The organism is Arthrobacter sp. 92 (genome assembly GCF_050260325.1).
Classification (GTDB): Bacteria; Actinomycetota; Actinomycetes; order Actinomycetales; family Micrococcaceae; genus Arthrobacter.
The window spans coordinates 267,171-291,949 of record NZ_CP189863.1; the positions used below are offsets into that span (position 1 = coordinate 267,171).

General features: G+C 65.8%; 21 protein-coding genes and 1 pseudogene. 15 read left to right on the forward strand and 7 right to left on the reverse strand.

Annotated elements, in window-relative coordinates; all coding sequences use genetic code 11:
• Positions 1-33 precede the first annotated feature (33 nt).
• The 4 genes from ACP4XC_RS01245 (at position 34) to ACP4XC_RS01260 (ending at position 6,225) form a co-directional block, all read left to right on the forward strand.
• Positions 34-1,770 carry a 5-oxoprolinase/urea amidolyase family protein gene (locus tag ACP4XC_RS01245; RefSeq protein ID WP_427174975.1) on the forward strand — a complete coding sequence of 579 codons (1,737 nt, stop codon included), beginning with the start codon at positions 34-36 and terminating at the stop codon, positions 1,768-1,770.
• The gene (locus ACP4XC_RS01250; protein ID WP_427173076.1) at positions 1,770-3,545 is read left to right on the forward strand and encodes an acetyl/propionyl/methylcrotonyl-CoA carboxylase subunit alpha; all 1,776 of its coding nucleotides are present in this window, start codon (positions 1,770-1,772) and stop codon (positions 3,543-3,545) included. The genes ACP4XC_RS01245 and ACP4XC_RS01250 overlap by 1 nt, the downstream gene beginning before the upstream one ends.
• 71 nt (positions 3,546-3,616) lie before the next feature.
• Positions 3,617-3,928, forward strand: coding sequence for a DUF6221 family protein (locus tag ACP4XC_RS01255; RefSeq protein WP_427173077.1), 312 nt, complete (start codon positions 3,617-3,619; stop codon positions 3,926-3,928).
• Between the two features lie 119 nt (positions 3,929-4,047).
• Complete coding sequence (locus ACP4XC_RS01260; RefSeq protein WP_427173078.1) at positions 4,048-6,225, forward strand: glycogen debranching N-terminal domain-containing protein; 2,178 nt, start codon at positions 4,048-4,050, stop codon at positions 6,223-6,225.
• Positions 6,226-6,230: 5 nt separating this feature from the next.
• Here ACP4XC_RS01260 and ACP4XC_RS01265 read toward each other — a convergent pair whose 3' ends face one another.
• Positions 6,231-6,614 carry a VOC family protein gene (locus ACP4XC_RS01265; protein ID WP_427173079.1) on the reverse strand — a complete coding sequence of 128 codons (384 nt, stop codon included), beginning with the start codon at positions 6,612-6,614 and terminating at the stop codon, positions 6,231-6,233.
• Between the two features lie 156 nt (positions 6,615-6,770).
• Between ACP4XC_RS01265 and ACP4XC_RS01270 the strand changes: the two genes are divergently transcribed.
• Positions 6,771-7,202: a response regulator gene (locus tag ACP4XC_RS01270; protein ID WP_427173080.1), complete on the forward strand. Its 432-nt coding sequence runs from the start codon at positions 6,771-6,773 to the stop codon at positions 7,200-7,202.
• A gap of 30 nt (positions 7,203-7,232) precedes the next feature.
• Here ACP4XC_RS01270 and ACP4XC_RS01275 read toward each other — a convergent pair whose 3' ends face one another.
• A complete protein-coding gene (locus ACP4XC_RS01275; RefSeq protein ID WP_427173081.1) occupies positions 7,233-7,598 on the reverse strand; it encodes an ArsR/SmtB family transcription factor in 366 nt (121 codons plus the stop codon).
• Between the two features lie 425 nt (positions 7,599-8,023).
• On the opposite strand from ACP4XC_RS01275, the gene ACP4XC_RS01280 reads away from it, so the two are divergent.
• The 3 genes from ACP4XC_RS01280 to ACP4XC_RS01290 all read left to right on the forward strand — a co-directional run bounded on the left by ACP4XC_RS01280 (position 8,024) and on the right by ACP4XC_RS01290 (position 10,058).
• On the forward strand, positions 8,024-8,680 hold the full coding sequence (locus tag ACP4XC_RS01280; RefSeq protein ID WP_427173082.1) for a PAS and ANTAR domain-containing protein: 657 nt from the start codon (positions 8,024-8,026) through the stop codon (positions 8,678-8,680).
• Positions 8,681-8,762: 82 nt separating this feature from the next.
• On the forward strand, positions 8,763-9,377 hold the full coding sequence (locus tag ACP4XC_RS01285) for a TetR/AcrR family transcriptional regulator (RefSeq protein WP_427173083.1): 615 nt from the start codon (positions 8,763-8,765) through the stop codon (positions 9,375-9,377).
• An 87-nt stretch (positions 9,378-9,464) separates the two neighbouring features.
• Entirely contained in the window at positions 9,465-10,058 is a 594-nt protein-coding gene (locus tag ACP4XC_RS01290; RefSeq protein ID WP_427173084.1) for a LacI family DNA-binding transcriptional regulator, read from the forward strand.
• Here the strand turns inward: ACP4XC_RS01290 and ACP4XC_RS01295 are convergent.
• From ACP4XC_RS01295 to ACP4XC_RS01315, 5 genes and pseudogenes are all read right to left on the reverse strand, one after another.
• The gene (locus ACP4XC_RS01295; protein WP_427173085.1) at positions 10,055-11,077 is read right to left on the reverse strand and encodes a bile acid:sodium symporter family protein; all 1,023 of its coding nucleotides are present in this window, start codon (positions 11,075-11,077) and stop codon (positions 10,055-10,057) included. The two genes, ACP4XC_RS01290 and ACP4XC_RS01295, sit on opposite strands and share 4 nt — an antisense overlap.
• A 116-nt stretch (positions 11,078-11,193) precedes the next feature.
• Positions 11,194-15,342 (reverse strand): Pls/PosA family non-ribosomal peptide synthetase, encoded by a 4,149-nt coding sequence (locus tag ACP4XC_RS01300; protein WP_427173087.1) that lies wholly within the window; start codon positions 15,340-15,342, stop codon positions 11,194-11,196.
• A gap of 349 nt (positions 15,343-15,691) precedes the next feature.
• A complete protein-coding gene (locus tag ACP4XC_RS01305) occupies positions 15,692-16,798 on the reverse strand; it encodes a GTP pyrophosphokinase (RefSeq protein WP_427173088.1) in 1,107 nt (368 codons plus the stop codon).
• 99 nt (positions 16,799-16,897) lie between these two features.
• Positions 16,898-17,335, reverse strand: coding sequence for an MFS transporter (locus tag ACP4XC_RS01310; RefSeq protein ID WP_427173089.1), 438 nt, complete (start codon positions 17,333-17,335; stop codon positions 16,898-16,900).
• A gap of 57 nt (positions 17,336-17,392) precedes the next feature.
• A pseudogene (locus ACP4XC_RS01315) lies at positions 17,393-17,880 on the reverse strand (MFS transporter).
• Between the two features lie 221 nt (positions 17,881-18,101).
• Here ACP4XC_RS01315 and ACP4XC_RS01320 point away from each other — a divergent pair.
• From ACP4XC_RS01320 to ACP4XC_RS01350, 7 genes are all read left to right on the forward strand, one after another.
• Positions 18,102-18,893, forward strand: a complete 792-nt coding sequence (locus ACP4XC_RS01320; protein ID WP_427173091.1) for an alpha/beta hydrolase family protein — start codon at positions 18,102-18,104, stop codon at positions 18,891-18,893.
• 116 nt (positions 18,894-19,009) lie between these two features.
• Positions 19,010-20,368 carry a Na+/H+ antiporter NhaA gene (gene nhaA, locus ACP4XC_RS01325; RefSeq protein WP_427173092.1) on the forward strand — a complete coding sequence of 453 codons (1,359 nt, stop codon included), beginning with the start codon at positions 19,010-19,012 and terminating at the stop codon, positions 20,366-20,368.
• An 81-nt stretch (positions 20,369-20,449) separates the two neighbouring features.
• Positions 20,450-21,823, forward strand: a complete 1,374-nt coding sequence (locus tag ACP4XC_RS01330; RefSeq protein WP_427173093.1) for an MBL fold metallo-hydrolase — start codon at positions 20,450-20,452, stop codon at positions 21,821-21,823.
• Positions 21,824-21,866: 43 nt separating this feature from the next.
• Positions 21,867-22,958 carry a carbohydrate kinase family protein gene (locus ACP4XC_RS01335; RefSeq protein WP_427174976.1) on the forward strand — a complete coding sequence of 364 codons (1,092 nt, stop codon included), beginning with the start codon at positions 21,867-21,869 and terminating at the stop codon, positions 22,956-22,958.
• Between the two features lie 9 nt (positions 22,959-22,967).
• Positions 22,968-23,480, forward strand: coding sequence for a YbhB/YbcL family Raf kinase inhibitor-like protein (locus ACP4XC_RS01340; RefSeq protein WP_427173094.1), 513 nt, complete (start codon positions 22,968-22,970; stop codon positions 23,478-23,480).
• A gap of 89 nt (positions 23,481-23,569) precedes the next feature.
• Positions 23,570-24,385 carry an HAD family hydrolase gene (locus ACP4XC_RS01345; protein ID WP_427173096.1) on the forward strand — a complete coding sequence of 272 codons (816 nt, stop codon included), beginning with the start codon at positions 23,570-23,572 and terminating at the stop codon, positions 24,383-24,385.
• Between the two features lie 157 nt (positions 24,386-24,542).
• Positions 24,543-24,767: a hypothetical protein gene (locus ACP4XC_RS01350; protein ID WP_427173097.1), complete on the forward strand. Its 225-nt coding sequence runs from the start codon at positions 24,543-24,545 to the stop codon at positions 24,765-24,767.
• The last annotated feature ends 12 nt before the right edge of the window (positions 24,768-24,779 follow it).

Genomic DNA, 24,779 nt, shown 5'->3' on the forward strand with positions numbered 1-24,779 from the left:
CGGCACGGACCCTTCCAGGAAACGGTGGCGATGATGGAGACAGCAATGGAAACCCTGGCGGTTGCACAAGGGGAAGTTCGGAAAGTCCGCTCCGTGCGGGCCGTGGGAACCCGCGCGGTACTTGCCGAGCTCTCCGGGACGCAGGACGTGCTGGCCTTGCAGTCCATGCTCCTCGAGAATCCGCTGCCGGGCCAGCAGGACGTCCTGGCCGCGGCTGAGACCGTCCTGGTCAAGGCCGAATCCGCGGCGTCGGCCCGCCGCATCGCTGCCCGGCTGCTGCAGCTCGAGCTCACCGCGCCGGTGCAGCGCGACGGTGAGCTGGTGGTCATCGATACCGTGTACGACGGCGAGGACCTCGCCGAAGTCGGGCGGCTCACCGGCCTCGGAACCGAGGGCGTGATCACCGTTCATTCGGGCCAGGTCTGGACCGTGGCCTTCGCCGGCTTCGCGCCGGGTTTCGGTTACATGGTGGGCGAGAACCAGCAGCTGGAAGTGCCGCGCCGCAGCTCGCCGCGCACCGCCGTCCCCGCGGGCTCCGTGGCGCTGGCCGGCAACTACTCGGCCGTGTACCCGCGCCGTTCCCCGGGCGGCTGGCAGCTGATCGGGCACACCAGCGCCCGGATGTGGGACCTGGGCCGGGATCAGCCCGCCCTGGCCGCCCCGGGCCACCGGGTGCGGTTCCGCCCCGTCCGGGATGCGCTCATGCTGGCAACGGAGTCAGTCGCGGAGCCTGCCGCCGAGGCTGCCCCCGAGGGTGCCGCCGTGGCAGCAGTGAATTCCGGCGGCGCGCCGGCACAGGCCGCCGGGGAGGGTGCCGCCTCCGGGCTCCGGATCGTTTCGCCGGGACTGCAGAGCCTCGTCCAGGACCTCGGCCGGCACGGGCACTCCGGCCTCGGGGTCTCCGCGGCCGGCGCCCTGGACCGGGCCTCGCTGCGCCGGGCCAACCGCCTCGTGGGGAACGCGCCGTCGGCAGCCGCCATCGAGACGGTCGCCGGCGGACTCAAAGTCCGGGCCGCGGGGGACCAGGTTCTCGCCGTCGCCGGCGCGCCGTCGGAACTAAGCATCGACTCGGTGCCGGACAGCGCCGGCGACACTTGGCACCGCACCGTGCCGATGGCCACTCCGTTTGCGCTGCTCGACGGCGAAACCCTCACCCTTGGCGTGCCGCAGAGCGGCTTCCGCGCTTATCTTGCGGTCCGCGGCGGGGTGGACGTGGCCCCGGTGCTGGGCAGCCGCTCCACGGACACCATGTCCGGGATCGGCCCCGCGCCCCTGGCGGCCGGGCAGGTCCTTGCCGCAGGCGGAGAGGCCGAGTCCGGCGTCGTGGGGCATCCCGAACTGCAGCCGGAGTACCCGGGTGCAGGGGTCACGGTGCTTGACGTCGTTCCCGGCCCACGCGCGGACTGGTTCGATCAGGCGGCGCTGGAGGCCTTCGCCGCCCAGGATTGGTCCGTGCTGCCGCAGTCCAACCGCGTGGGCATGCGGCTGGAGGGGACTCCGCTGCAGCGCACCCGCCAGGGCGAACTGCCCAGCGAGGGCACTGTGGCCGGCGCCCTGCAGGTTCCGCCGGAGGGCCTGCCGGTGCTCTTCCTGGCCGACCACCCGATCACCGGCGGCTACCCGGTGATAGCCGTGGTGGTCGACTCCCAGCTGGACCTCGCCGCTCAGGTGCCCATCGGCGGCAAGATCCGCTTCCGCTGGGCCGAAGCCGAAATAGACACGCCCGCCACCCACGAACACGCCACCACCGAAGAAGAAGTGAGTAACTGATGCGCAAGGTCCTGATCGCCAACCGTGGGGAAATCGCGGTCCGGATTGCCCGGGCCTGCGACGATGCGCAGCTGGCGTCCGTAGCCGTGTACGCGGACATCGACGCCGATGCCCTGCACGTCTCCGCCGCCGATGTTGCGTTCAGCCTCAACGGCAACTCGCCCGCGGACACGTACCTGAACATCCCCAAGCTCCTTGCCGTGGCGGCCGAGTCCGGAGCCGACGCCGTCCACCCCGGCTACGGCTTCCTCTCCGAGAACGCCGACTTCGCCCAGGCTGTCCTGGACGCCGGGCTCATCTGGATCGGCCCGAGCCCGGACGCCATCCGCCTGCTCGGCAACAAAATCACCGCCCGTGACGCCGCCGTCAGGGCCGGGGCGCCGTTGGTCGCCGGCAGCGACGGCCCCGTGGACACCGCTGCCGACGCCCGGGCCTTCGCCGAACAGCACGGCCTGCCCATCGCCATCAAGGCCGCTTTCGGCGGCGGCGGCCGCGGCATGAAGGTGGTCCGGGTCCTGGACGAGGTGGAGGAGGCGTTTGACTCCGCCGTTCGGGAAGCTGTTGCGGCCTTCGGACGGGGCGAGTGCTTCGTGGAGCGCTACCTGGACCGGCCGCGCCACGTCGAGGCGCAGGTCCTGGCTGACGCGCACGGCAACGTCGTCGTCGTCGGAACCCGCGACTGCTCGCTGCAGCGCCGGCATCAGAAGCTCCTCGAGGAGGCGCCCGCACCGTTCCTGAGCGAGCAACAGACCAGGATGATCTACGACGCCGCCAAGGCCGTCTGCCGCGAGGCCGGCTACTCCGGTGCCGGCACGGTGGAATTCCTGGTCGCGGAGGACGGCACCGTCGCGTTCCTCGAGGTCAACACGCGCCTCCAGGTGGAGCACCCCATCACCGAGGAAACCACGGGCGTCGACCTCGTCCAGGAGCAGTTCCGGATCGCCGCCGGCCAGCCGTTGCGCCTGACCGAGGACCCGGCGCCGAGTGGGCACGCTTTCGAATTCCGGCTCAACGCCGAGGACGTCGGCCGAGGGTTCCTGCCCTCTCCCGGCACCATCGGCGAGTTCGTTGGCCCCACCGGCCCGGGCGTCCGGCTGGACACCGGTGTCCGGTCCGGCTCCTTCGTGGCGCCGCAGTTCGACTCCCTGCTCGCCAAGCTGATCGTCACGGGCGCGGACCGCCAGCAGGCCCTGCGCCGAGCCCGCCGTGCCCTCGCCGAAATGCGCATCACCGGGGTGGCCACCGTGCTGCCGTTCCACCGGGCCGTGCTGGAATCACCGGACTTCACCTCCGAGGCCGGGCTGGGCATCCATACCAGATGGATCGAGACCGACTTCGCGGACAGTACGTCGATCTCAGCCGACCCCGATTACAGCGCCACCGCCCCCGACGGCGAACGCCGCACCATCACCGTTGAGGTGGACGGCCGCCGCTTGGCAGTTGGACTGCCGGCCGATCTGCTGGACGGCTGGGCCCGCTCCCACCGGACGCACTCTGGCGGGGCATTGCCGGCCGGAGGGCCTGTTGAGGGAGCGTTCGACGGCGGTGCTACCGCCGCTGATCCCGGCGAGCTGCGGGCCGACATGGCCGGTACGGTGGTGAAGTGGCTGGTCGAGCCGGGCGCCGAAGTGGCGGCGGGGGATCCCGTCGTCGTCCTCGAAGCGATGAAGATGGAAACGCAAGTTGCCGCCCATCGCGCCGGCATTTTGTCCGGGGTCCGGTCGGAAGCCGGCGGAATCGTCAGCGCCGGGGCGGTGCTGGCGCTGATCGGCTAGCCGGCGCGCAGGCAACCTCCGAAGCCGGCCAGACCATATCGCCGCTGTTTTGATCCGCGTAGTCTCAGGCTGTGGATATTGTCGAATTCCTGTCCGCACGGATCGCGGAAGATGAGGCGGTGGCGAAAAGGCTCCTGCAGGACCGGACGGTCTCCGAATCCGGGAAATGGTACGAATGGCGCCTGCTGCGCGAGTGCCAGGCGAAACGAACGCTGATTGGCATTATCGAAGCCGCGCGGCAGGCGGCGCTGGCAACCATGGTCAGCAACCCGTCCGGGTCCACTCAGTGGATTCCCGAAGCCATTGAGTGGACCACTTTGTCCTTGAATGCGCTGGCGCTGCCTTACTCGGACCATCCCGACTTCCGGGAGGAGTGGCGTTAGCCCGCGCCTGGGCCCTTTGGGTCTTTCCAAATACTCCGGGAGGGCGCATCGTGTGTAGATGAATGGACCGTCACCGGCCAGCAATCTGCCGGGCGCGGTTGGCCGACGGGGGTGAACCGATGACCGGATGGAACGCGGATACGGGCGCAGGTCCGCTCGGTGAGGGCGCGGTCACCGTGGTGGACGGTTCCTCCTTCTGTATTTCTTCGGCCAATGGCGACATGCATCCCGAGCGTCCGCACGGAGTCTTCTTCGAGGACACACGGTTTATCTCCCGCTGGAACCTCCTGGTCAACGACGGGCCGGTGGAGCCCCTTTCATCAAGGGTCCATGAGCCGTTCAGGGCGCTCTTTGTGGGCCGTGCCAAACGTTCGGACGGCCGCGCGGACAGTCCCTTGGTGGTGGAACGGGAACGCGTTGTCGGGGCCGGAATCCGCGAGGACATCACTGTCCGGAACTACTCGCGCGAACCCGCCGTGTGCAGCATCGGCCTCACGGTGGAAACGGACTTCGCGGACCTTTTCGAAGTGAAGGACGGCCGCGCACGCATTACCGGCCAGCAGTCAAGGACAACGGGACCCGGATCGTTGACCATCGAGTCAACGGGGAAGGGCGCACCCCGGCGTGTGACCGTCCGTGCCCCGGACGCCAGCTTCAGTCAGGACGAACTCCGGTACATGGTGGTGATCCCGCCGCGCTCCAGCTGGAGCCGGCGGATTGTTGTGACTCCGGGATTTGACGCCGGGGAGTCAGCCGATCCGTTCTCCCGTGAAGTCTCGGCCGCATCCACCGCGGCCGCCAAGCGTTACCAGGAATGGAGCGAGTTCACTCCGGTCCTCCACGTGGAGGACGAGGGGACGGAGCGAATCCTGGGCCGCAGCCGCGATGACTTGGGATCGCTGAGGATCTTCGATCCGAAGCATCCGGGCCGGGCCGTGCTGGCCGCCGGCACCCCGTGGTTCATGGCGTTGTTTGGCCGGGACGCGCTGCTCACCTCCTACATGACGATGCTGGTGGATCCCTCGCTCGCGTTAGGCACATTGCGGACCCTTGCGGAACTGCAGGGAACCACGGTGAACCCCCTCACCGAAGAAGAGCCGGGCCGCATCCCTCACGAAGTCCGCCACGGTGCAACCATGCGCCTGGCGCTCAGTGGCGGGAACGCCTACTACGGAACAGCGGACGCCACACCCCTGTTCGTGACGCTGCTGGGCGAAGTAAGCCGCTGGGGACTGGGAACCGACATCCTGAGGTCGTTGTTGCCCAATGCCGACCGCGCGCTGGACTGGATCACGCAGTTTGGGGACCGCGACGGGGACGGTTTTGTGGAGTACGCCCGCGCCACGGACCGTGGGCTGATCAATCAGGGTTGGAAGGACTCGTGGGACGGTATCAACTTTGCCGACGGCGGACTGGCCGAGGCGCCAATCGCCCTGTGCGAAGTGCAGGGGTACGTCTACAGCGCCTTCATCAGCCGCGCGGTGCTTGCCCTCGACACGGGTGACCCGGAACTGGCCGAGCACTGGCGGAAACGCGCAGCCACCCTCAAAAAGCGATTCAACGAGCTGTTCTGGCTCCCCGACCGCGGGTACTACGCCGTGGCGCTGGACCGCCATAAACGGCCGGTGGACGCCTGCACCTCCAACATGGGGCACTGCCTTTGGAGCGGAATCGTCGACGACGAGAAGGCTCCCCTCGTGGCGGAGCGCCTGATGTCCCAGGAAATGTTCAGTGGGTGGGGCATCCGCACGCTGGCATCGGACATGGGCGCGTTCAACCCGGTGAGCTACCATAACGGCTCAGTTTGGCCGCACGACAATGCTCTTATTGCCGCAGGGCTGATGCGGCACGGGTTTGTGAAGGAAGCCCAACGGGTTGCGTCGGCGATGCTGGAAGCGGCGGACTACTTTGACGGCCGGCTGCCGGAACTGTTTTGCGGCTTCGACCGCAGGGCGTACGCCCAGCCGGTGCCGTACCCCACGGCTTGCTCGCCGCAAGCGTGGGCAGCCGGCACCCCTGTGTTGCTGATGCGCATCCTGCTGCGCCTGGATCCGTACCTGACCACGAACGATGTCTGGCTTGCACCCGTCTTCCCCAAAGATTTTGGCGACTTCGAGGCCCACAACGTGCCAATTGGCACGTCCCACGTGTCAATACGTGTTTCGCGGGGCGAGGTGACCATTGAGGGACTACCGCCGGGGATCAGGCTCCACAGGGAAGCCCGGTCCCCTTTGGCGGACATCATCAACCATGCGGGCAGCGGACCCAGGGCCGATACCGGGATCGCGTCAGAGTAAACCTCTCACCGTGAGGCGTACTCAACCAGACCGATGAGGTTATTTTCACTGTCCTTGAAAAATGCTCCCCGGCCGCCGTCCATTTCGGCGACTCCCTCCACGGTCTTGAACCCGGGAAGGTCGTAATCCTCGAAAACCACGCCTGCCTCCCTCAGGGCCGTCATTTCCGCTGCGAGGTCCTGGACCGTGAACCCCATCTGGGTGTGTCCGCCGCGGTCCGGGTTGGGAGTGGGGTAGAGGAAGAAACCCGAACCCCCGCCGGTTTCATAGGTGGCACCTCCGGGGTTTTCCTCCGCGGGAGCGAGGCCCAGTTTCTCCTGATACCACTGTTTCGCCCGCGCAAAATCGGTGGCGGGAAGGGTGGCGTATACCTTGGATTGGCCCAACATTTTTTGCCTCCATAATTGAAGGATCCGGCCGACTGGCCTACGGGGAATTTTAGTCCGAGCTTAAACCCCCGTACAGTTCACCGAACTTTCGTCCGAAAAATAAAAATGTCGGACAAGTCAGACCGGTCTGTCTGGTCATGGGCATAAAATAGGGCGATGACACCCGACGCGCGCCCCACGGAAGCATCAACCCACGGCGTTTCCCAGGGACTACCACCGGCGGTCCGGATCTTTATTCTGGAAAGCAATGAACTGGTGCGTTCAAGCCTGCACGAATCCCTTGAGCACGACGGCTTCGACGTCGTCGGCTCGTCGGCCACTGCCGAGGATATGGTCAGCAGGATAGCCGCCCTGAACGTCGACGTCGCGCTGTTGAGTGCTGGCGCCGACAGCAGCCACGGGGCGCACGTGTGCCACGGAGTCCGCTCCGCTGATCCCTCGGTCAAGTGCATCATCCTGGAAACTTTCGAGGACGCAGGGGCGCGGCGCGAGGCGGAGTTGGCCGGAGCCTCGGGATTTGTCCTGAAGCGACTTCGGGGGATGGGGCTGGTTCCCACCATCCTGAGCGTTCTCGAGAACGGCGCATAGAAGCCGCATACTGGCAGCCCGCGGGGGCTCTCAGTAAGCTGCCGCCTCCTGTTGGACCTCATCTCTGGCAACGCCCGGCAAGCGGGTGCCGCGCAGAACCGTCCCGAGCAACACGCGGGCGGCGCCGAGCAGGGTGTGCACTTCAGGGCAGGAAAGTTCATAGAACAATCGGCCATCCCGGCGCGACGGCAGGATCAGCCGCTGCCGGCGCAGTACGCCCAGGTGCTGGGACAAATTCGAGGGCTCCAAGCCGGTGCCGCTGCGCAGTTCACTGACGGCCACAGGCCCGTTGGCTAGCATTTCCAGGAGTTGGATCCGCGTGGGATGGCCCATGGACTTGAAGAGTTCGGCCTTCATATCGGTCAGGACAAGGCCCGCCGGCAACGCTTCCTTCATCCGGCTTCCTTCCGTCGCCAACGCCGAGCACAACGCGGACGCACGGTTCTCCGAGGGAGCCGCGGTGAGCCGCACTACAGACAGAAAGGTCTGTCTCGCCACATTGGAGAACCGCGCGGGATCCATCTACATCCTAGCGCCAGGGGCTCCCGCAGCGGGGCTTTGTTTTCGAAACGTGGGCGCCCCTTGCGCGCGGCGGGGAACGTAGTTCAGACTTTCATGAATTCATCAATTCGACCCAGCTGTGCACCGGCGGTTGGCAACGCTTGGATGGACTCAGGCGGACTCCCGGCCACGACGGCGTTACCGGGAGCAGGCTGATCCAGGTTTTAGGAGGACCCCATGGCTGGCAGGTTAGAACTATTTCTGGACCTCGGCGCAGCTGGGACCGGGCTCCGTCCGTGCTGAACCGAAGCCCGGGGGGCGTGGCCCATGCCAGCGCCACGTCAGCCGATTGGCTGACGGGGACGTTCCGTTATGACGCGATCTCACGCAAGCTCGACTGGTCCGAGGAACTCTACGTCCTTCACGGTTACGGCCGCGGCGACGTTGTGCCCACCATCGACCTGCTCATGGCGCACATACATCCGGACGACCGGAGGCATGCCCGGGAGACCTTTTCCGAGATTCTCAGAGTGGGCGGATGGTTCTGCGACTATCACCGGATCCTCGACGGCCGGCGTCGCGAGCATCGGGTCTTGACCGTTGGCGCCGGGGTATTTGACGACCGCGGGAGGCTGTGCCGAATCGAGGGCTTGATGATCGACCTGACTCGGCTGTTGCGGAAAGAAACGGAACGGGTGGCCCGCGCGGCCGTGGCTGGAGCCAACGCGACCCGCGGCACCATAGAACAAGCCAAGGGTATCCTGATGGGCGCGCTGCGCATTGGTTCTGAGGAGGCCTTCCAACTGCTGGTCGCCCACAGCCAGCATGCCAATATCAGGCTGGCGGACACGGCGGCGGACATGGTGCGCCTGGCCAGCGATGTCCAGGAGCCCGCGCTCCTGGAGGGATTCATCAAGGCACTGCGTAGTAGCGCGGCGAGTCGTCGATCACGCGCGGCGACGGCTCATCAGCACTGACGCGGGCGCCAGTGCCAAACGTACAAGTAAGTCCGCCCGTACAGGTTTCAGCCAAAAGGCGCATGTAAAATTCGAAATTACAATGACTGCCAACGACGACACTATTGCCAAGCTCTTGCCAGCCCAGGCTTTGACCGGCCGCGAAGACCCTGTGGACCGGATTCTGGCCACCGCCTACGAGTTGTTCTCACGCCGGGGCATACGCGACGTCGGGACAAATGAACTGATCGCCAGTTCCGGGGTGGCGAAGGCAACGTTCTACCGTCACTTCCCGTCAAAGGACGCACTTGTCCTCGCCTTCCTCGCGCTGCGTGACCAGGTCTGGACCGTGGACCTTATAGTCACCGAAGCCAGACGGCGCGGCCGCACCGCCGAGGAGCGGTTGCTGGCAATTTTCGACGTGTTCGGCGACTGGTTCCAACGCCCTGATTTCGAGGCGTGCACGTTTATCAACGTGCTGCTCGAAATGGGACCCGAGCATCCGCTCGGAAGAGCCAGCATCGGTTACCTTGGCAGGATCAGGGGACACATCCAGGCCCTGGCTGAAGAGGCCGGGCTGAAAGACACCGAGGACTTCGCCCGCTCCTGGCACATCTTGATGAAGGGCTCGATCATCTCGGCCACCGAGGGCGACTTCCTGGCTTCCCGGCGCGCCCAGGAGATGGCCGGCTGGCTGATCGAACACCACCGCCACTGAGCGGCACGGTCCCCGGTTCCCGATAGAGTTCAGGAAACCGGGGTCCAGGCATGCCGGGGCAACTACGACTCATTCGGGGAGTTTTCAGTGAGGTACGGAACCAAGCCCACCATCCGCGAGGTGGCGGACCAGGCGGGTGTATCACTGACCACCGTGTCCTATGTGCTTTCCGGAAGGCATGGCGGCACCACACGCATCAGCCAGCCCACCCAGGACCGGGTACGCACCGCGGCCGAGAAGTTGGGCTACGTTGCGAACCAGGCCGCCCGCGGCATGCGGCGCGGCAGGACGGACCTGGTGGCTGTGGCCATCGGCGATCTGGAATCCGACAGGGACCGGGCGGTGGCCACTGCGGCGGCGCGCATTCTTCCGCAGCACGGCTACCAAGCCGTCATACTGCTGGGGGACTCGTGGCGGCGGTTTATGCTCTCCGGCGGTGCCGACGGCGTGATTCTTGCCTCCGTCGCGGCAGGCGCAGCGGACGACGCGACCATTTTGGAGCTTGCCAGGCGCGGAGTGGCCCACGTGAAGGTCACCGCGCTTGAGCCGTCCGCGGGCCTGTCCGCCGGGTCCGAAGAGCCTGATGTGGAGAGCGTCGTTGCCACGCTGGTGCACCGGCTGGCAACCGGAGCACCAGGCGGGATCGGGGACCCCGGGGCTGCCCCGCCGCCTGATTCCTAGGCGTCGCGCAAGGGACGCCGGGCCAGCCACGCGGCCACGATTGCTCCTGAGATGTTGTGCCACAGGGAGAACACGGCGGACGGAAGCGCTGCGAGCGGAGTGAAATGGGCCGTGGCAAGCGTCGCGGCCAGGCCCGAGTTTTGCATGCCGACTTCGAATGCCAGCGCCCTGCGGGCCTTGTCGTCCAGCCGGCCCAGTTTGCCGGCGAGGTATCCGAGCCCCAAGCCAAAGCCGTTATGCAGCACCACGGCGAGGAACACGATGCCGCCCGCCGCCACGATCTTGCTCGCGCTGCCGGCCACCACAATGGCCACAATCAGCGAAATGACGACGGCGGATGCCCACGGCAGCGCCGGGAGCACCTTTGCCACGAGCTTCTTGAGGAACAGGCGCGCCAGCAGGCCGGCGATCACCGGCAGGAGGACTGTCTTGACGATATCCAGGACCATGGCGCCGGCGTCGATGTTCAGGAAGGACCCGGCGAGGAAGAGAACCAGCAGCGGAGTGACGATCGGCGCGATCAATGTCGAGACTGAGGCGACAGCGACGGACAGGGCAACATCGCCCTTGGCCAGGAAAGCCATCACGTTCGACGCCGTGCCGGACGGGGCGCAGCCCACCAGGATCAGGCCCACCGCAAGTTCCGGTGGCAGCTGAAGGGCAACGGCAATCAGCCAGCCGGCGCCGGGCATGATGACGTAGTGTGCCACGATTCCCAGCACCACCGCCCAGGGACGCTTGACCACCGAGGCGAAATCCGGCGGAGTGAGCGTCAAGCCCATGCAGAACATGATGATGCCCAGCAGGTACGGCACGCTGGGTGCCATGGGCTTGAAGGCGCCCGGCAGCAGGAATCCCGCAACCCCGGCCGCCACCACCAGAATCGGGAAGACAGTCACCGCGATTCGAGCGATCTTCGCCTCGGCCGCCAAGGCCGGATTCAGCTGGGCGGCGGTGGCGTCAGGGCCGGCCGCGGAGCGTTCAGTATCTTCTTCGGTGGGTTTAGTTGCCTCAAGCATCCGATAATGCTCACATCAGAATGCCTGATAGGCCAATTCATGAACAGACGTCTGACATTTGTTTCGCGACCCCCGGGTTCCGGGCAGCTTAGGGTTCCCGGTGGAGGGTGGTTGATCTATGGCTCTCGGGGCAGCGGGGCCCGGGCCTTGGTGATTTCGCGGGCAGGGTTGCCGCCGAAGCGCCGGTTGTCCGGAACGTCCTCGCCCTTCATCACGAACGAGTCGGTCTCGATCACGGCGCCATCGCCCACGGTGACTCCGTAGTGGATGGTGGCGTTGGTGCCCACTGTGCAGCGTGCCCCAACCTTGATGAAGTCCGATTTGAACGTGCCCTCCTCCAGGGAATGGCATTGAAGGCAACTGCCCGTGTTCAGCGTGCAGTCGTCGCCGATGGTGATGAGGGTCTTCTCCGGCATGGCGCAACCGTCGTCGAAAACGCGCTTGCCGATCCGGACACCCAGCAGACGCCAGATCAGGGGCTTGAACGGCGTGCCGTTGAAGAGTTCAATCGCCGCGCCCGCGCTGAGCTTCCAGAAACGCTCGTGCCACCAGAAGTACGGCTCGTAAATGGAACAGTACTGCGGACGAAGGTCACGGAAACCGGCTCCGGCGCGCTCAACCACGCCAAAATAGAGCACGCTGAACACCACACTGGCCACCACGGCTACGGCCATGGCCGCCGCGCCGAACGTAGGCTCGAAGGTTCCCGCAACCGTAAAGAGGACGTTCATCCAGAAGAGGTAGGCCCAGCGCACCAGAAGGAACAAGCCTATGGTGACCGTGTTGTGCCTGGTCATGGCTCCCAGCCGGCGGCGGAACTCATCGCCGGTCTTCATGTAGTCGAATTGGGTGTCGCGCTGCACATAGCGGGGAATCTCGAACGGCGGCGAACCAAGCAGGCCGACGTTTTCCCGGAGCGGTCCGTCGACGGGAATCATCACCTTGGTGGCCAGCAGGCAGTTATCACCCGTTCTGGCCCCCGTGGGGAAATACACGTCGTTTCCCACATAGTTGTTGGCGCCGATGGCGGCCCGGGACAGCCGGAAGGACGTGTTCGAGACGTCGGTGTTGATCAAGGACAGGCCGTCGGAAACCATGGTTCCGCTTCCTACCGTGCTCAGGAACGGGGTGTCGTGCTTGACCTCGACCCCGAAGTTCGAGCCCGTCTGCTGGACCTTGCCGAGGTCGTACCCGAGCGCCTGGAGGTAGTAGACAATGTACGGGCTGTCGCCAAAGAGATACTTGAAGAATTTCTGGTTCGAATAGCGGCTGATTGTCCGGAAGGCCGAGTAATGGATGCCGTAGAGCGGATACAGCCTGTCCGGCTTGAGGATGATATTCACCACCCGGGGAACGGTGAAGACGATGATCAGGCCGCCCACAATCGGAACGAAGAGCAGTACCAGAGCGGCGACCAGTTCATTCTGGTAGTACGTCCATCCGCTCAGGACGTCGTGGTCAGCGAGCACGTAGTTGAAGACCACCCCGCCCAATCCGAGCACCAGGGGAAGTGAGACGAATAGCAGCGTGGCTATCTGCATGGTGCAGTAGGCGATCGGACGCAGCCTGCCGCAGTCCGGTGCGTCGATTCTCAGGTAGTTCGTTGTTGTGGGTTGCGCCGGCGTTCCGTGCCAGTGCTGGCCGTCCGGTATGGCCTGCGAGGACTGGAGGCAGGAGGAGTGTCCCAGCTGGGCGCCGTCGCCCATGGTGGTCTCGATGTCGATGACCGTTGCCTCCCCGATAAAGGCGTTCCGGCCGATGGTGATTCGGCCGGTCTGGATAAGGCCTCCTTGCGCCCGGTAGCCGGAGTAAACGGAGTCCTTGCGAATGACCGTTCCGTCGCCGATGGTGAGGAGGTCCGTGCAGATGGGCGCTGCCCGGGAAAGGATGGCCACGTTGCGTCCGATCTTGGCCCCCAGCGCCCTGAGGTACATAACGTAGAGCGGCGAACCGGTGAGCAACGCCAGCGGGCTGAATCGTAGCAGCATCCGTACCGTCCAGAAGCGGAAATACGCCAGGCTCCAGATGGGTATCTGTTGCCGCTTCCAGCGCCCGATGAGCAGCCATTTTGCCAGCAGCGGCACCAGGCACATCCCCAGGAAAACGGAACCGCCCAGCACCATCGCGCGCACGTAAATCTCCAGCAGGCCGTCGCCCTTGGCCACCCAGCCATAGCCGGAAATGATGGCCAGTGCATCCAGATAGGCATAGCCCACCAACACCACCGCCTGCAGCAGTCCGCACAGCACGTACTGGCCCGTGCGGGCGCGCGCCGCAGGTTCAACGGATACCGCGGGGGAACTCTGTCCCTCTCCCGCTTCCTCCACTCCCGCTTCGGCTGCACGGTCGGCGAGAACCGCGGCCAGGCTTCTGACGGTGGGTTGCAGATAGACATCCTGCATGGCAATGGAAGGCAGGTCTCCCCGTTTCCTGACCCGGGCACAGAAGTGTGCCAGCAGCAACGAGTTGGCGCCAAGATCGTTGAAGAAGTTGGCCTCGGCCGACACCGACTTCATGCCGATGGCCTCGCCCAGTTCAGTGGCGATGATTTGTTCCATCTCGTTGGCAGGGGCCGCGTACTCCTGGGCGGAGGTGGCCGCCCTGTCGCCACTGGGAGGCTGCAGGCTCTTCCGGTCAGTCTTGCCGCTCGGGAGCATGGGGACCACGTCCAGCCGCTCCAGATACGCCGGAACCATATAGCCCGGCAGCCGCTCGCGCAGCCAGTCGCGGATGACCCCCGGGTCCATCTCGCCGGCATCTGTGCGCAGGCTGTAGTAGGCCACAAGTTCCACCAGCCCGGCCACGGGTTCGAAGGTGTTGACCACAGCCTGTGCCACCCCCGGCACCTGCAACAGGACGGACTCGATCTCGGCCAGTTCGATCCGGTATCCACGGATCTTGACCTGGGTGTCGATGCGGCCGTGGTACTCGATCTCTCCCTCTTTGTTGATGCGGCCAAGGTCGCCGGTGCGGTAGATCCGGCCGCGGGGGTTGTTCGGGAGGCCCAGGAAGTCCGGGACAAACGCCCGCTCGGTAAGGTCCTGGCGATTCACGTAGCCCCGGGCCAAGCCGATGCCCGCCAGCCCGATTTCGCCCATTTCGCCGGGCGGAAGGGCCTTGGCCTGGAGCGGGTCGAGGATGACGGCGGAGTAGCTTGGCAGCGGCACGCCGAGGGTGACCGGACGCTCCGGGTCCAGGGCAGTCCAGGTGGCCGTTACGGTGGCTTCGGTGGGCCCATATACGTTGAGGAACCGCCTCCCGGCCCGGTGCCAGCGCCGGACGAGGTCGTCCGGGCAGGCTTCGCCCGAGACCAACAGGAACCTCAGCCCGGGGAGGTCCTCGTCAATGGTTGCCAACAGCGTGGGCACGCAGCATAACGCGCTGATCCGCCTGTCCCTCACATAGTCGGCGAGATCGGCACCGAGCAAAGTGGAACCCGACGGTTTGGGCACCAGGGTGGCGCCTGCCATCCACGGGACCCAGATTTCCTCCATGGAGAAGTCGAAGGCAATGGTCAGCCCCTGGTAAACCCGGTCCGCGGGCACGTAGCCGTATACCTCCGCGGCAACCCGGACGAAGTTGCAGATGCTGGCGTGTTCAATGGCCACGCCCTTGGGCCGGCCGGTGGAGCCCGAGGTGTAGATGATGTAGGCCAGCTCGTCCACCGGAGCGCCCTTCTCCGCATCCGTCAGGCGCGAGTCATCCAGCGTGGTCACCACCAGTTCCTGCTCGTCGAGAGAGAGGCTCGGCGCTGCGACTTCGGGCAGCCGATCCACCAAATGCGAGAGCGAGAGCACCAGCCGCACGCCGGCGTCGTCGATGATGTACGAGAGCCTCTCGGCCGGGAAGCCGGGATCCAGCGGAACGTAGGCCGCGCGGATTTTGAGCACGGCGAGCATGCCCAGGTAGGCGTAGAGAGCGTTGTCGAACAGCAGTGCAATCCGGTCGCCGGGGCCTGCCCCGGAGGCCACCAGGTGCCGGGCCAGCTGGTTTGCGCGAGCGTCCAGCTGGTCGTAGGTGAGCACCCTGTCCCCGGCGTCCACCGCGATGTGGCCCGCTTCTCCTTCGGCGCGAAGCCGGTCGCACCGGTCCTCGAACAGCTCGTCCAGCCGTTCGCCCGGCCGCCAGCGGATGCCTTGGTCCGGCTCGGCGGCGGGCAGCGCCTGCGTGGGCTCGGGTCCGTGACGAGTGGCGGAATGGTGCGGTGAATGGTTCCGCCCTCGGGACCTGTTCAGCACCGCTGCTGCGGCCACGTGTTTACCCATTTAGCTTCTCCTGTCATGCTCCGGGAAGCGGTTCCTGCGGTACGCCCAAGGGGGCGGGCAGCCAGCCGACGGCTTGAACGGCCGCGTGCCTGAGGCGTGTGGTTTAGGGGGCCGGCGGCCTGGATCGCGGGCGCTCGGCCGCTGTGCCCGGATGTCCAGCAGACGCCGGGCGCGATTCCTTCAGCTCAGATTTGACGGGTTGAACCATTGGTCTGCCCCTTAGCGTTTCCTGTGCCATCGCTTGTGGTGCCGCGTTCTCCCGATAATACGCGCCGGTTGGAAAGGCCGCACCGGTTACCGGAGCGTAAATTCGACCGGACGTTACCAAGCGCCCGGCCGTCCCGGTCTCCTAAGCGTTCGCCTGGCGGTAGCGCTCGATTTGTTTCAGCCTCCGCAGGAGGCTGTCGCGCCGGGGGTGGGGTAGGACGTCGGGCGCTTCGGCGGTGAGCTCAATGTGGGCGGTGCCGTACTGCCACAGCAACAGGTCATCCAGCAGGCGGTCCGGGCCAGGGGAGTACCGGTGGTCCAAGGCTTTGCGAACCTCGGTGATGCGGTTCGCGCTGAGCAGCCCCGCCAGCTGCACGGTCTGGTTCAGGCCGTGCGCCGCCATAAGTTCAGCGGCCCAGCCCCAATCGTCATCGACCTTCCGGTCCACGTGCGGGAGCAGCGTCCGCCACACATCCCGGATCCGGTTGGGCGTGAGCTGCGCCGCGCCCTCGCCATCCATGTCCCAGTAACTGCGGACTTCCTCGTAACGGTCGTGCAGGTCCGAGAAGGCACTTTCCACTGTTTCCAACATGGCCGCCGTGGCGGTGAACTGGCGGTCGAAGTGCGGCGTCCAGGCGCGGGGATCCTCGGCCTTGAAGCGGATGTCGTGTTCGATCTCGCTCCAGGCGTGGGCAAACACGGTGCGGATCTGGCATTCGAAGAAGTAGCTGCCGTTGGGCTGCGCCTCGGGGTTGAAGACCTGCTGGTAGTCCTTGACGGCGGCGTTCTGGATGGTCCGCAGGATCAGGTGGCGGCTTGAGTATCCGTACGTTCCCGATTCGATGGAGCCGATATCCTTCTCCCGGTCCCCGCGGCAATCGAAGAGCTGCCGCTGGCGCTTGATGAGGTTGGCCACCACGGCGTTCTCGGCCGGCAGCTTGGTAATGACGCGGATCCCCACCATGTCGTTGAGGGTGCGGAACGGGTCCGGGAACTTCAGTACCGGGGGTCCGCCTGGCTCCAGGGGCGCCTCGGTGCGGGAAATCTTCTCGCGGAAGGACTCCACGGTCTTGGTCCGGCCGGTGACGAACAGAGGAGTCACCTCCGTGTCCTTGAGCATGTCCCGCAGGGTGAGCAATACCTCGCGCGTTACGAGTTTGAGGGCCGGGCGGACGCGCTCGTAGAGCTCCACGTTTTCCTGCACGGATTCGCGCAGGCCGTTGTCCAGACGATCCCAGTTGCTTGCCATGGTTCCAGCTTACGGCGGGCCTACGACGGCCACGGGGCTGACACCCCGCGGCCGTCGTGGAGGGGCGGTCATGCCGACTGCCCGTGGGTTCCGCTGATCCTAGCTGCTGGCCACCGGAACCTTGCTTTCACTTTCGGCGCGGAAGTCCGCTTCCAGCTCCTCTAGCGAACGGCCCTTGGTTTCCGGAACGAACTTCCGCACGAAGCCCAGGGATACCAGGTTCACGGCCACGAACAGGGCGAAGGTTCCGGTGGAGCCCAGGGCGTTGTTGAGGATGGGGAAGGCGAAGGAGATGGCCGCGTTCACTGTCCACAGGGCGAACACCGCCACACCCATGGCGAAGCCCCGGATGGCCAGCGGGAAAATCTCGGAGAGCAGCAGCCAGACGCACGTGCCGATGAAGCACTGCACAAAGGCGACGAACAGCATCATGGCGGCCAGGATCGTGTAGCTGACGGCATCAGACTGCGGCAGCATAAAGACGATGGCGAGCAGCGCCTGGGATCCGGCCACGCCTGAGAATCCGATGATGAGCATCTTCCGCCGGCCCAGGTAGCCCAGCAGCCAGAACCAGGACGGTGGTCAGGACCGAGGTCACGCCGACGCCGATCGTCGCGACAAGCGAGGCGCTGACCCCGAGACCGCTCTTTTCCAGGATGGTGGGGGGTAGTAGTTCACAGTGTTGATGCCGGTGGCCTGCTGGACGATGGCAAGTCCACAGCCGATCCAGAGCAGGCTGCGCATCCACGGGTTTGCCTTCAGATCGCGCAAAGCGTGGCCACGCTCTTTTGCGCGGTCTGGGAGGAGCGGACGATCTCGTCAAATTCACGTTCCGCCTCTTCCGGGCTGCGGCTGAGGTCCAGGATGCGGCGGCTCTCGCTCAGACGGTTCCGGATGGCGTACCAGCGTGGGGATTCGGGCAGCAAGAGCATGCCGATCAGCAGCGCGACGGCCGGCACGGAGGCGACGCCGAGCATCGTGCGCCAGACCTCGTTGTTGTGGATCAGGGTGTCCAGCAGGGCGTTGATGGCGAAGGCCATCATCTGTCCGGTGACAATCATGAGTTCGTTGATGGTCACCATGCGGCCGCGGAGGGACGCCGGTGCCCCGTGGCATCGTGCAGCCGCGGGAAGGGGCAGCCGGCGCCAACGTCACGGTCTCGGGCCGCCGCCACGGTAGGCTCTCCCCATGGCTGATGTGCGGCCCCGGACCTTGCTTTCGCAGGGGCTGCCGGGCGCCGCCACAGCGGTGACACTTGGGGGCACTGTCAGCTTCCTGTTCGTCGAGCTCCAAGGGGGATGCAGTGAAGCGGCACAAGTACCAGTACGGCGATGACCCGAGCCAGTGGGGTGAGCTCTTCCTCCCGGACACGCCCGGACCGAAGGGTGTTGTGGTGGTCATCCATGGCGGGTACTGGCGTTCCCAATACGGCGCTGAGCTCGGCGAGCCGCTCGCCAAGGACCTCGCCATGCACGGCATGGCGGCTTGGAACCTGGAGTACCGGCGCGCCGGCAATGGCGGCGGCTGGCCCAACACCTTCCACGACGTGCTGGCCGGAATCGACAAACTGCGCGACATCGCCGGCAGCCACGGACTGGTCTTGGACAGGGTCGTGGCACTGGGCCACTCCGCCGGCGGCCACTTGGCCGTTTGGGCGGCCGGCCGGGACAAGCTCACCCAGCTCGGCGCGCCGGATGCGGACCGCCAGCTTCTGAGGAAGAACGACGACGCCGTCCACCTCACGGGAGTGGTCAGCCAGGCGGGGGTGCTGAACCTGGCCGACGCCGAAAAACTGAACCTGAGCAACGGTGCGGTCAGCAACCTGCTGGGCGGCTCGTCCGCTAAATACCCGAAGAGGTATAAATACGCTGACCCCATGAGCTCAGTCCCTTTGAGCATCCCCGTATACGCGGTGCACGGAACCGAGGATGACACCGTTCCGGCGAGCCAGTCCGAGGCCTATGCCCGTGCGGCCCGGGCCGCCGGGGCGCCGGTCCAGCTGTTGAAGGTGGCCGCCGATCATTTCGCGCTAATCGACCCTAAGGCCCCCGCCTACCGGAAGTGCCGGGAGCTGGTCCAGGAACTGCTCGCCTGAATCCCGCGGGTCTCCAAGGCGGTCTCCAATCGGACAGGTCTCCAATAGACTGGTAGGAGGTGAGCCGGGAAGTCTGGTCGGCACAGTTTTGTCGACCCGATTTTGAGGACTCCGCCATGAGCCACACGCCTTCCCCCGTGCCACCCGCCACTCCGCCCCGTTTCACTGTTTTTGGACGCGGCAGCTACGCCGAGTCACTGCGCATCGGCGAAATCCTGCGCAAGGAGACGGTGGGCGGTGCCCTGCTGGTTTCTGCCGCCGTTATCGCCTTGATCTGGGCGAACTCTCCGGCGTCGGACAGCTACTTCTCGCTGCGGGATTTCCGATTCGGGTATGAGCCCTGGCATCTCGAGTTGTCCCTGGGCGCCTGGGCCGCCGACGGCCTGCTTGCGATCTTCTTTTTCCTGGTGGGCCTGGAGCTCAAACGGGAGTTCGTGGCCGGCGACCTGCGCCAGCTGAACAAGTCCGTGGTTCCGGTGGCGGCCGCCGCCGGCGGCGTCCTTGTTCCCGCGCTGATCTATGCGTTAGTGAACCTTTCAAGCCCAGAAACGCTACGCGGCTGGGCCATTCCCACTGCCACGGACATTGCCTTCGCCGTTGCCGTTCTGGCCATTATCGGCTCGCACCTGCCCAGCGCGCTGCGAATTTTCCTACTCACCCTGGCCGTGGTGGACGATCTCCTGGCCATCACCATCATCGCGCTGTTCTACTCCACAGACATCCGGCCGCTTCCGCTCCTGCTGGCCCTGGCCCCGCTGGCCCTCTATACGTTTTTGGCGCAGAAGTACCGTCGCTTTTTCGGCGCACACGCTCCGGCGGCCTGGGCCATCCTTCTCCCGTTGGGAATTGCCACCTGGGCGCTGGTGCACGCTTCCGGGATCCACGCCACGGTTGCCGGGGTGTTGTTGGGATTTGCCATCCCGGTGATTCGTTCCCAAGCCAGCGGCGGGCCGGACGCCGGCCCGGGCCTGGCGGAGATTTTTGAGCACCGCTTCCGCCCCATTTCCGCGGGGTTCGCCGTCCCCGTTTTTGCCTTCTTCTCAGCAGGCGTGGCGGTGGGGGGCTGGAAGGGCCTCGGCTCGGCCCTGACGGATCCGGTGGCCGTAGGCATTGTCATGGCCCTTGTGCTGGGCAAGCCGATCGGCATCATGGGCACTACGTGGGTCATTACCAAGGCAAGCCGGGCCCGGCTCGACGGATCCTTCAAATGGATCGACGTGTTCGGGGTGGCCCTGCTGGCAGGCATCGGCTTCACCGTGTCGTTGCTGGTGGCAGAGCTCAGCTTCGGCCAGGGAAGTGTGCAGGATGACCACGCAAAGGTGGGCATCCTGGCGGCGTCGTTCATCGCGGCGATACTCGCCACAGTGGTGCTGCGGACCAGGAACAGGCAGTACCGCCAGGCCGAGGCAGAGGAAGCCATCGACTCGGACCACGATGGCATCCCGGACGTCTACCAGCCCGAGAACCAGGCCTGATTCCGGCTTCTTGAATCCTCATACCCCTATGGGTATGTTGGGAGTGAGGCAAGTGTCATTCCCCGGGCTCAGGAGGAAACAGTGCACGTCATCGTTATCGACACCCCGCAACTGGGTGACCGCAGCTACCTGGTCCATGACGGCGCTGTCGCCCTGGTGATCGACCCCCAGCGCGACACGGACCGGGTCGAAGCCGCGGCGCGCGAAGCAGGCGTGAAGATCACCCATGTGGCAGAAACCCACCTGCACAACGACTACATCACCGGCGGCCTCCAACTGGCCAAGGCCCATGGGGCCAGCTACCTCGTGAACGCCGCGGACCCCGTCCGGTTTGAGCGCCAGCCCATCACCGATGGCCAGAGCGTCCGGGTGGGATCACTAACCGTCAAAGCCGTTGCCACGCCGGGTCACACGCACACGCACATGTCGTTCATTGTGGACGACGGCGAAAAGCAAGCCGTGTTCTCCGGCGGCAGCCTCCTCTACGGCTCTGTTGGACGAACGGATCTTGTGGCTCCCGCCGACACCGTTGGCCTGACGCATGACCAGTACGCCTCGGTGCGCCGCCTCGTGGCAGAGTCCGCGCGCGATGCCTCGCTGTTCCCCACCCACGGCTTCGGTTCGTTCTGTTCCTCCGGCCCCGCATCCGGCGTCGGATCCTCCACCATCGCGGAACAAATCAAGGGGAACCATGCCCTCACCGACCCGGACGAGGACCACTTTGTCCGCGAGCTCATGGCCAACCTCACCGCCTACCCGTCCTACTACGCCCACATGGCCCCCATCAACGCCAAGGGTCCGGGTCCGGCGGACCTCTCCATTCCGGAATCGCTCGACGCCGCCGAGCTCACCCGTCGCCTCGACGATGGCGAATGGGTGGTTGACCTGCGCCACCGCGTGGCTTTCGCCAGTAACCATCTCAAGGGCAGTGTCAGCTTTGAATACGGCTCCGGTTCCAGATTCACCACCTACCTTGGCTGGGTGCTGCCCTGGGATGGGAAATTGACTCTTGTGGGTTCCCTGGAGGATGTGGAAAACGCCATCCGTGACCTCTCCCGGATCGGCATCGACTCGCCGGACGCTGCCGTGGGCGCTGATCCCCATGCACTGGCACCGGATGCCCCCGTCGCGTCCTATCCGAGCGTGGACTGGGAGGGGGTGCTCAACGGTAAGGCCGAGGGCGATATTGTCCTGGACGTCCGCCGCGCCGAGGAATACGCTCTCTCGCATGTAGCCGGCGCGGTGAACGTCCCGTTGCACGAACTGCTGACACGCCTGGACGAGGTGCCGGGCGGAAAGCTGTGGGTCCATTGCGCCTCCGGGTACCGGGCCAGTGTCGCCTCGAGTTTGCTGCAGCGTGCGGGCAGGAACGTGGTTCAGATCGAGGCGGATTTCGAGGACGCCGGGCCCGCAGGGGTGCCCCTGGAGAAAGGCGCGCTGCGGGCAGCGAGTTGATGGCACAGGCCGTTGACGCCGCGGCCTCCGCAACACAGGAGCGCTGTGCGCCGTTCTCTGGCAGAGTATGAGCATGCTCACAGTAATTGGCGAAGGCCTGGTTGACGTCGTCCAGCGCAGCTCCGGAATCGAGGCGCACGTGGGCGGCAGCCCGCTCAACGTGGCCGTGGGATTGGCTCGGCTTGACCATCCTGTGCAGTTCATCGGCCGGTTCGGCCGCGACGCCTACGGCGAGTCCGTGGCCGCCCATCTCAAGGCCAGTTCGGTGATGGTCCCGCAGGCCCCGGACGCGTTGCCCACCAGTGTGGCCACCGCCCTGCTCGACGACGACGGCGCCGCCACATACACGTTCGACCTGGCGTGGGAACTGCCGGGCCTCGCGGACCGGCTGCCCTTTATCCTGCAGGGAACCACCCTGCTGCACACCGGCTCGATCGCCACCATGCTGGCCCCCGGCGCCGCCGACGTCCTGGCCGCCGTCGAGTACGCCCATCCGTCCGCGACCATTAGCTTCGACCCCAACTGCCGCCCCAGCATCATCACCGATGTGGACTACGCCCGCCACCAGACGGAAAAGTTCGTAACGCTTGCCGATGTGGTCAAGGCCTCGGACGAGGACCTCGAGTGGCTTTACCCAGGAGTGGATCCGCTGGACTCCGCCCGCCGCTGGCTGTCCCTGGGAGGATCCGAAGGGCCCGCCCTGGTGGTGGTCACGCGCGGTGCCGCCGGCCCTTGGGGCGTGAACGCCGCGGGTCAGGCCACGGTAGCCGCGCCCCACGTGAGTGTGGCGGACACGGTGGGCGCAGGCGATTCCTTCATGGCGGCGCTGATCTCCGGCGTGGTGGACCGCGGCCTGGACGGAGCGCAGAACCGCGAGGATCTGCGCTCGATGCCCGCCGAAACGCTGCGTCAGCTCCTGTCGCATGCTGCCTGGGCCGCCGCTGTGACGGTCTCGCGCCCGGGTGCCAATCCGCCCACGCGCGCGGAGCTGAACCAGCTGGAGCTTGAGAGCCTGGCGCGCCAGGCTGGAATTTCCGATGACGGCAGGGGCGCCGGCGTGCTCGAGACCGACAATTTCGAGGCCGGCGAAATCGATGCCGCCGAACTCAAAAAAGCCGATTCCACCAGCAACTGAAAGGCAGCCATGACGCACCACGATGCTTCGTCCTTCCGTGTCAGCAGCGAGTCATTCAAGGACGGCGAGGTACTGCCCACGGCCCAGCGAAGCGGCAAACTACGCGCCGGGGGCCGGGATGAATCTCCACAGCTGCACTGGAGCGGCGCCCCGGCCGGAACCAAGAGCTATGCCGTTACGGCCTTCGACCCCGACGCTCCAGGACATGGCGGATTTTGGCACTGGGCCGTGCTGAATCTGCCGGCCACAGTCACTTCCCTGCGTGCCGGGGCGGGCACGGAAGGCGGGGGCCTCCTGCCGCACGGCGCCGTGCAATTGAAGAACGACGCCGGCTTCCGCGGCTTCGTGGGGGCCGCGCCGCCGCCGGGCCATGGACCGCACCGATACATTTTCACAATCCACGCCCTGGACGTGGAGCAGACGGGACTGGATTCCGGGACGTCGGCGGCGAGTCTGGAATCGAAGCTGTCCCGCCACACTTTGGGCCGCGCAACGCTGACGGGGATCTTCGAGCGGCACTAGGCCGGAGGAGCCCCCGGTCTACGTGCCCGCACGGTGACCGCAGTCCGGTGCCGGTCCGCACCCCTGAGCCGCCAACGTAGACTGGCATTATGCGGCTGGTAGCGAGTGACATTGACGGAACGATCCTCGGGCACGACGGCAAAATCAGTGACCGGACCGTTCGGGCCTTCCACGCTTGCCGTGAAGCCGGCGTCGAACTGGTGTTCGTCACCGGCCGGCCGCCACGCTGGCTGCACCCGCTGGAAGAGCAGCTGAGCCACACCGGAACGGTGATCTGTTCCAACGGTGCCGTGGTGTGGGATCTTGAAGCTGCCCGGCTGGTTTCCGCCCAGACACTCGCCCTGGAGGCAGTGTTCGAGACGCGCCGCATCATCAAGCAGCTGCGGCCCTCCGCGCTTTTCGCCGCGGAAACCCTCAGCGGCTTCCACCTCGAACCGGGGTTCATCGAAAACGAGTCGAGCGAGCTCCTGTCCGAATTCACGCCGGCGCCTCTGGCCAGGACTCTGAAGGCAGACGACGCCGTGGTGAAGTTCCTCGCTGTTGTCCGCGACGGCACTGCCGATGCCTTCCTCGCACAAGTGGGCCCCGCCGTGGCGCACCTGGCCGCGGCCACACATTCGGCACCGAACATGGCCATGCTGGAGCTCTCCGTTCCGGGCGTGAACAAGGCCGTGACCCTCGCCGAGTATGCCAAGTCGCTGGGCATTGCAGCGGCGGACGTTGTGGCGTTCGGAGATATGCCCAACGACATCGAAATGCTGCGCTGGGCCGGGGACGGCTACGCCATGGCCAGCGGCCATCCGGAGGCCATCCGCGCCGCGGGTCAGCAGGCGCCCCATTTCGACGACGACGGCGTGGCCCAGGTTCTCGAGGCCAAGCTCGCTGAACTTGGACTGAAGCTTTAGCCGAGCGACTTGGGGGGGGGCACGCCTCCACGGTGTTGCCACCGGACTCCCAGCTGACGGTCAACTCCCGTTCACATTTGCCTCATAGGCTCTAAGGTGACGCAGGACCGGCGAGACCGAGGATGGGGAAATCATGGCGAGGAACCGCGTTGAACGCATGAGCGAACAACCGCTGCACAGGGCCGAACCGAGCGCCGACTGGCGGAAGCTGAGGGCCGGTGACCGCGTCAATGTCCGCATGGCGCCGGGCTACGAAACCGCCGGCCTGGTTGACGCCGTTACGGGCGACCACACCGCGGTATGGGTGGATCTCGACGGCGGCCGGGGGCGCACGCTGCTGCACTGCAGTGATGGCGTGGAAATCCTCCCGCTCCACCCCTGACTCCCGTTCCTC

Coding starts and splice junctions, on each gene's coding strand:
- ACP4XC_RS01245 (WP_427174975.1), top strand. CDS start 34: ATGGAGACAGCAATGGAAACCCTGGCGGTTGCACAAGGGGAAGTTCGG.
- ACP4XC_RS01250 (WP_427173076.1), top strand. CDS start 1,770: ATGCGCAAGGTCCTGATCGCCAACCGTGGGGAAATCGCGGTCCGGATT.
- ACP4XC_RS01260 (WP_427173078.1), top strand. CDS start 4,048: ATGACCGGATGGAACGCGGATACGGGCGCAGGTCCGCTCGGTGAGGGC.
- ACP4XC_RS01265 (WP_427173079.1), bottom strand. CDS start 6,614: ATGTTGGGCCAATCCAAGGTATACGCCACCCTTCCCGCCACCGATTTT.
- ACP4XC_RS01270 (WP_427173080.1), top strand. CDS start 6,771: ATGACACCCGACGCGCGCCCCACGGAAGCATCAACCCACGGCGTTTCC.
- ACP4XC_RS01275 (WP_427173081.1), bottom strand. CDS start 7,598: ATGAAGGAAGCGTTGCCGGCGGGCCTTGTCCTGACCGATATGAAGGCC.
- ACP4XC_RS01285 (WP_427173083.1), top strand. CDS start 8,763: ATGACTGCCAACGACGACACTATTGCCAAGCTCTTGCCAGCCCAGGCT.
- ACP4XC_RS01295 (WP_427173085.1), bottom strand. CDS start 11,077: ATGCTTGAGGCAACTAAACCCACCGAAGAAGATACTGAACGCTCCGCG.
- ACP4XC_RS01300 (WP_427173087.1), bottom strand. CDS start 15,342: ATGGGTAAACACGTGGCCGCAGCAGCGGTGCTGAACAGGTCCCGAGGG.
- ACP4XC_RS01305 (WP_427173088.1), bottom strand. CDS start 16,798: ATGGCAAGCAACTGGGATCGTCTGGACAACGGCCTGCGCGAATCCGTG.
- ACP4XC_RS01310 (WP_427173089.1), bottom strand. CDS start 17,335: ATGCTCATCATCGGATTCTCAGGCGTGGCCGGATCCCAGGCGCTGCTC.
- nhaA (WP_427173092.1), top strand. CDS start 19,010: ATGAGCCACACGCCTTCCCCCGTGCCACCCGCCACTCCGCCCCGTTTC.
- ACP4XC_RS01340 (WP_427173094.1), top strand. CDS start 22,968: ATGACGCACCACGATGCTTCGTCCTTCCGTGTCAGCAGCGAGTCATTC.
- ACP4XC_RS01345 (WP_427173096.1), top strand. CDS start 23,570: ATGCGGCTGGTAGCGAGTGACATTGACGGAACGATCCTCGGGCACGAC.
- ACP4XC_RS01350 (WP_427173097.1), top strand. CDS start 24,543: ATGAGCGAACAACCGCTGCACAGGGCCGAACCGAGCGCCGACTGGCGG.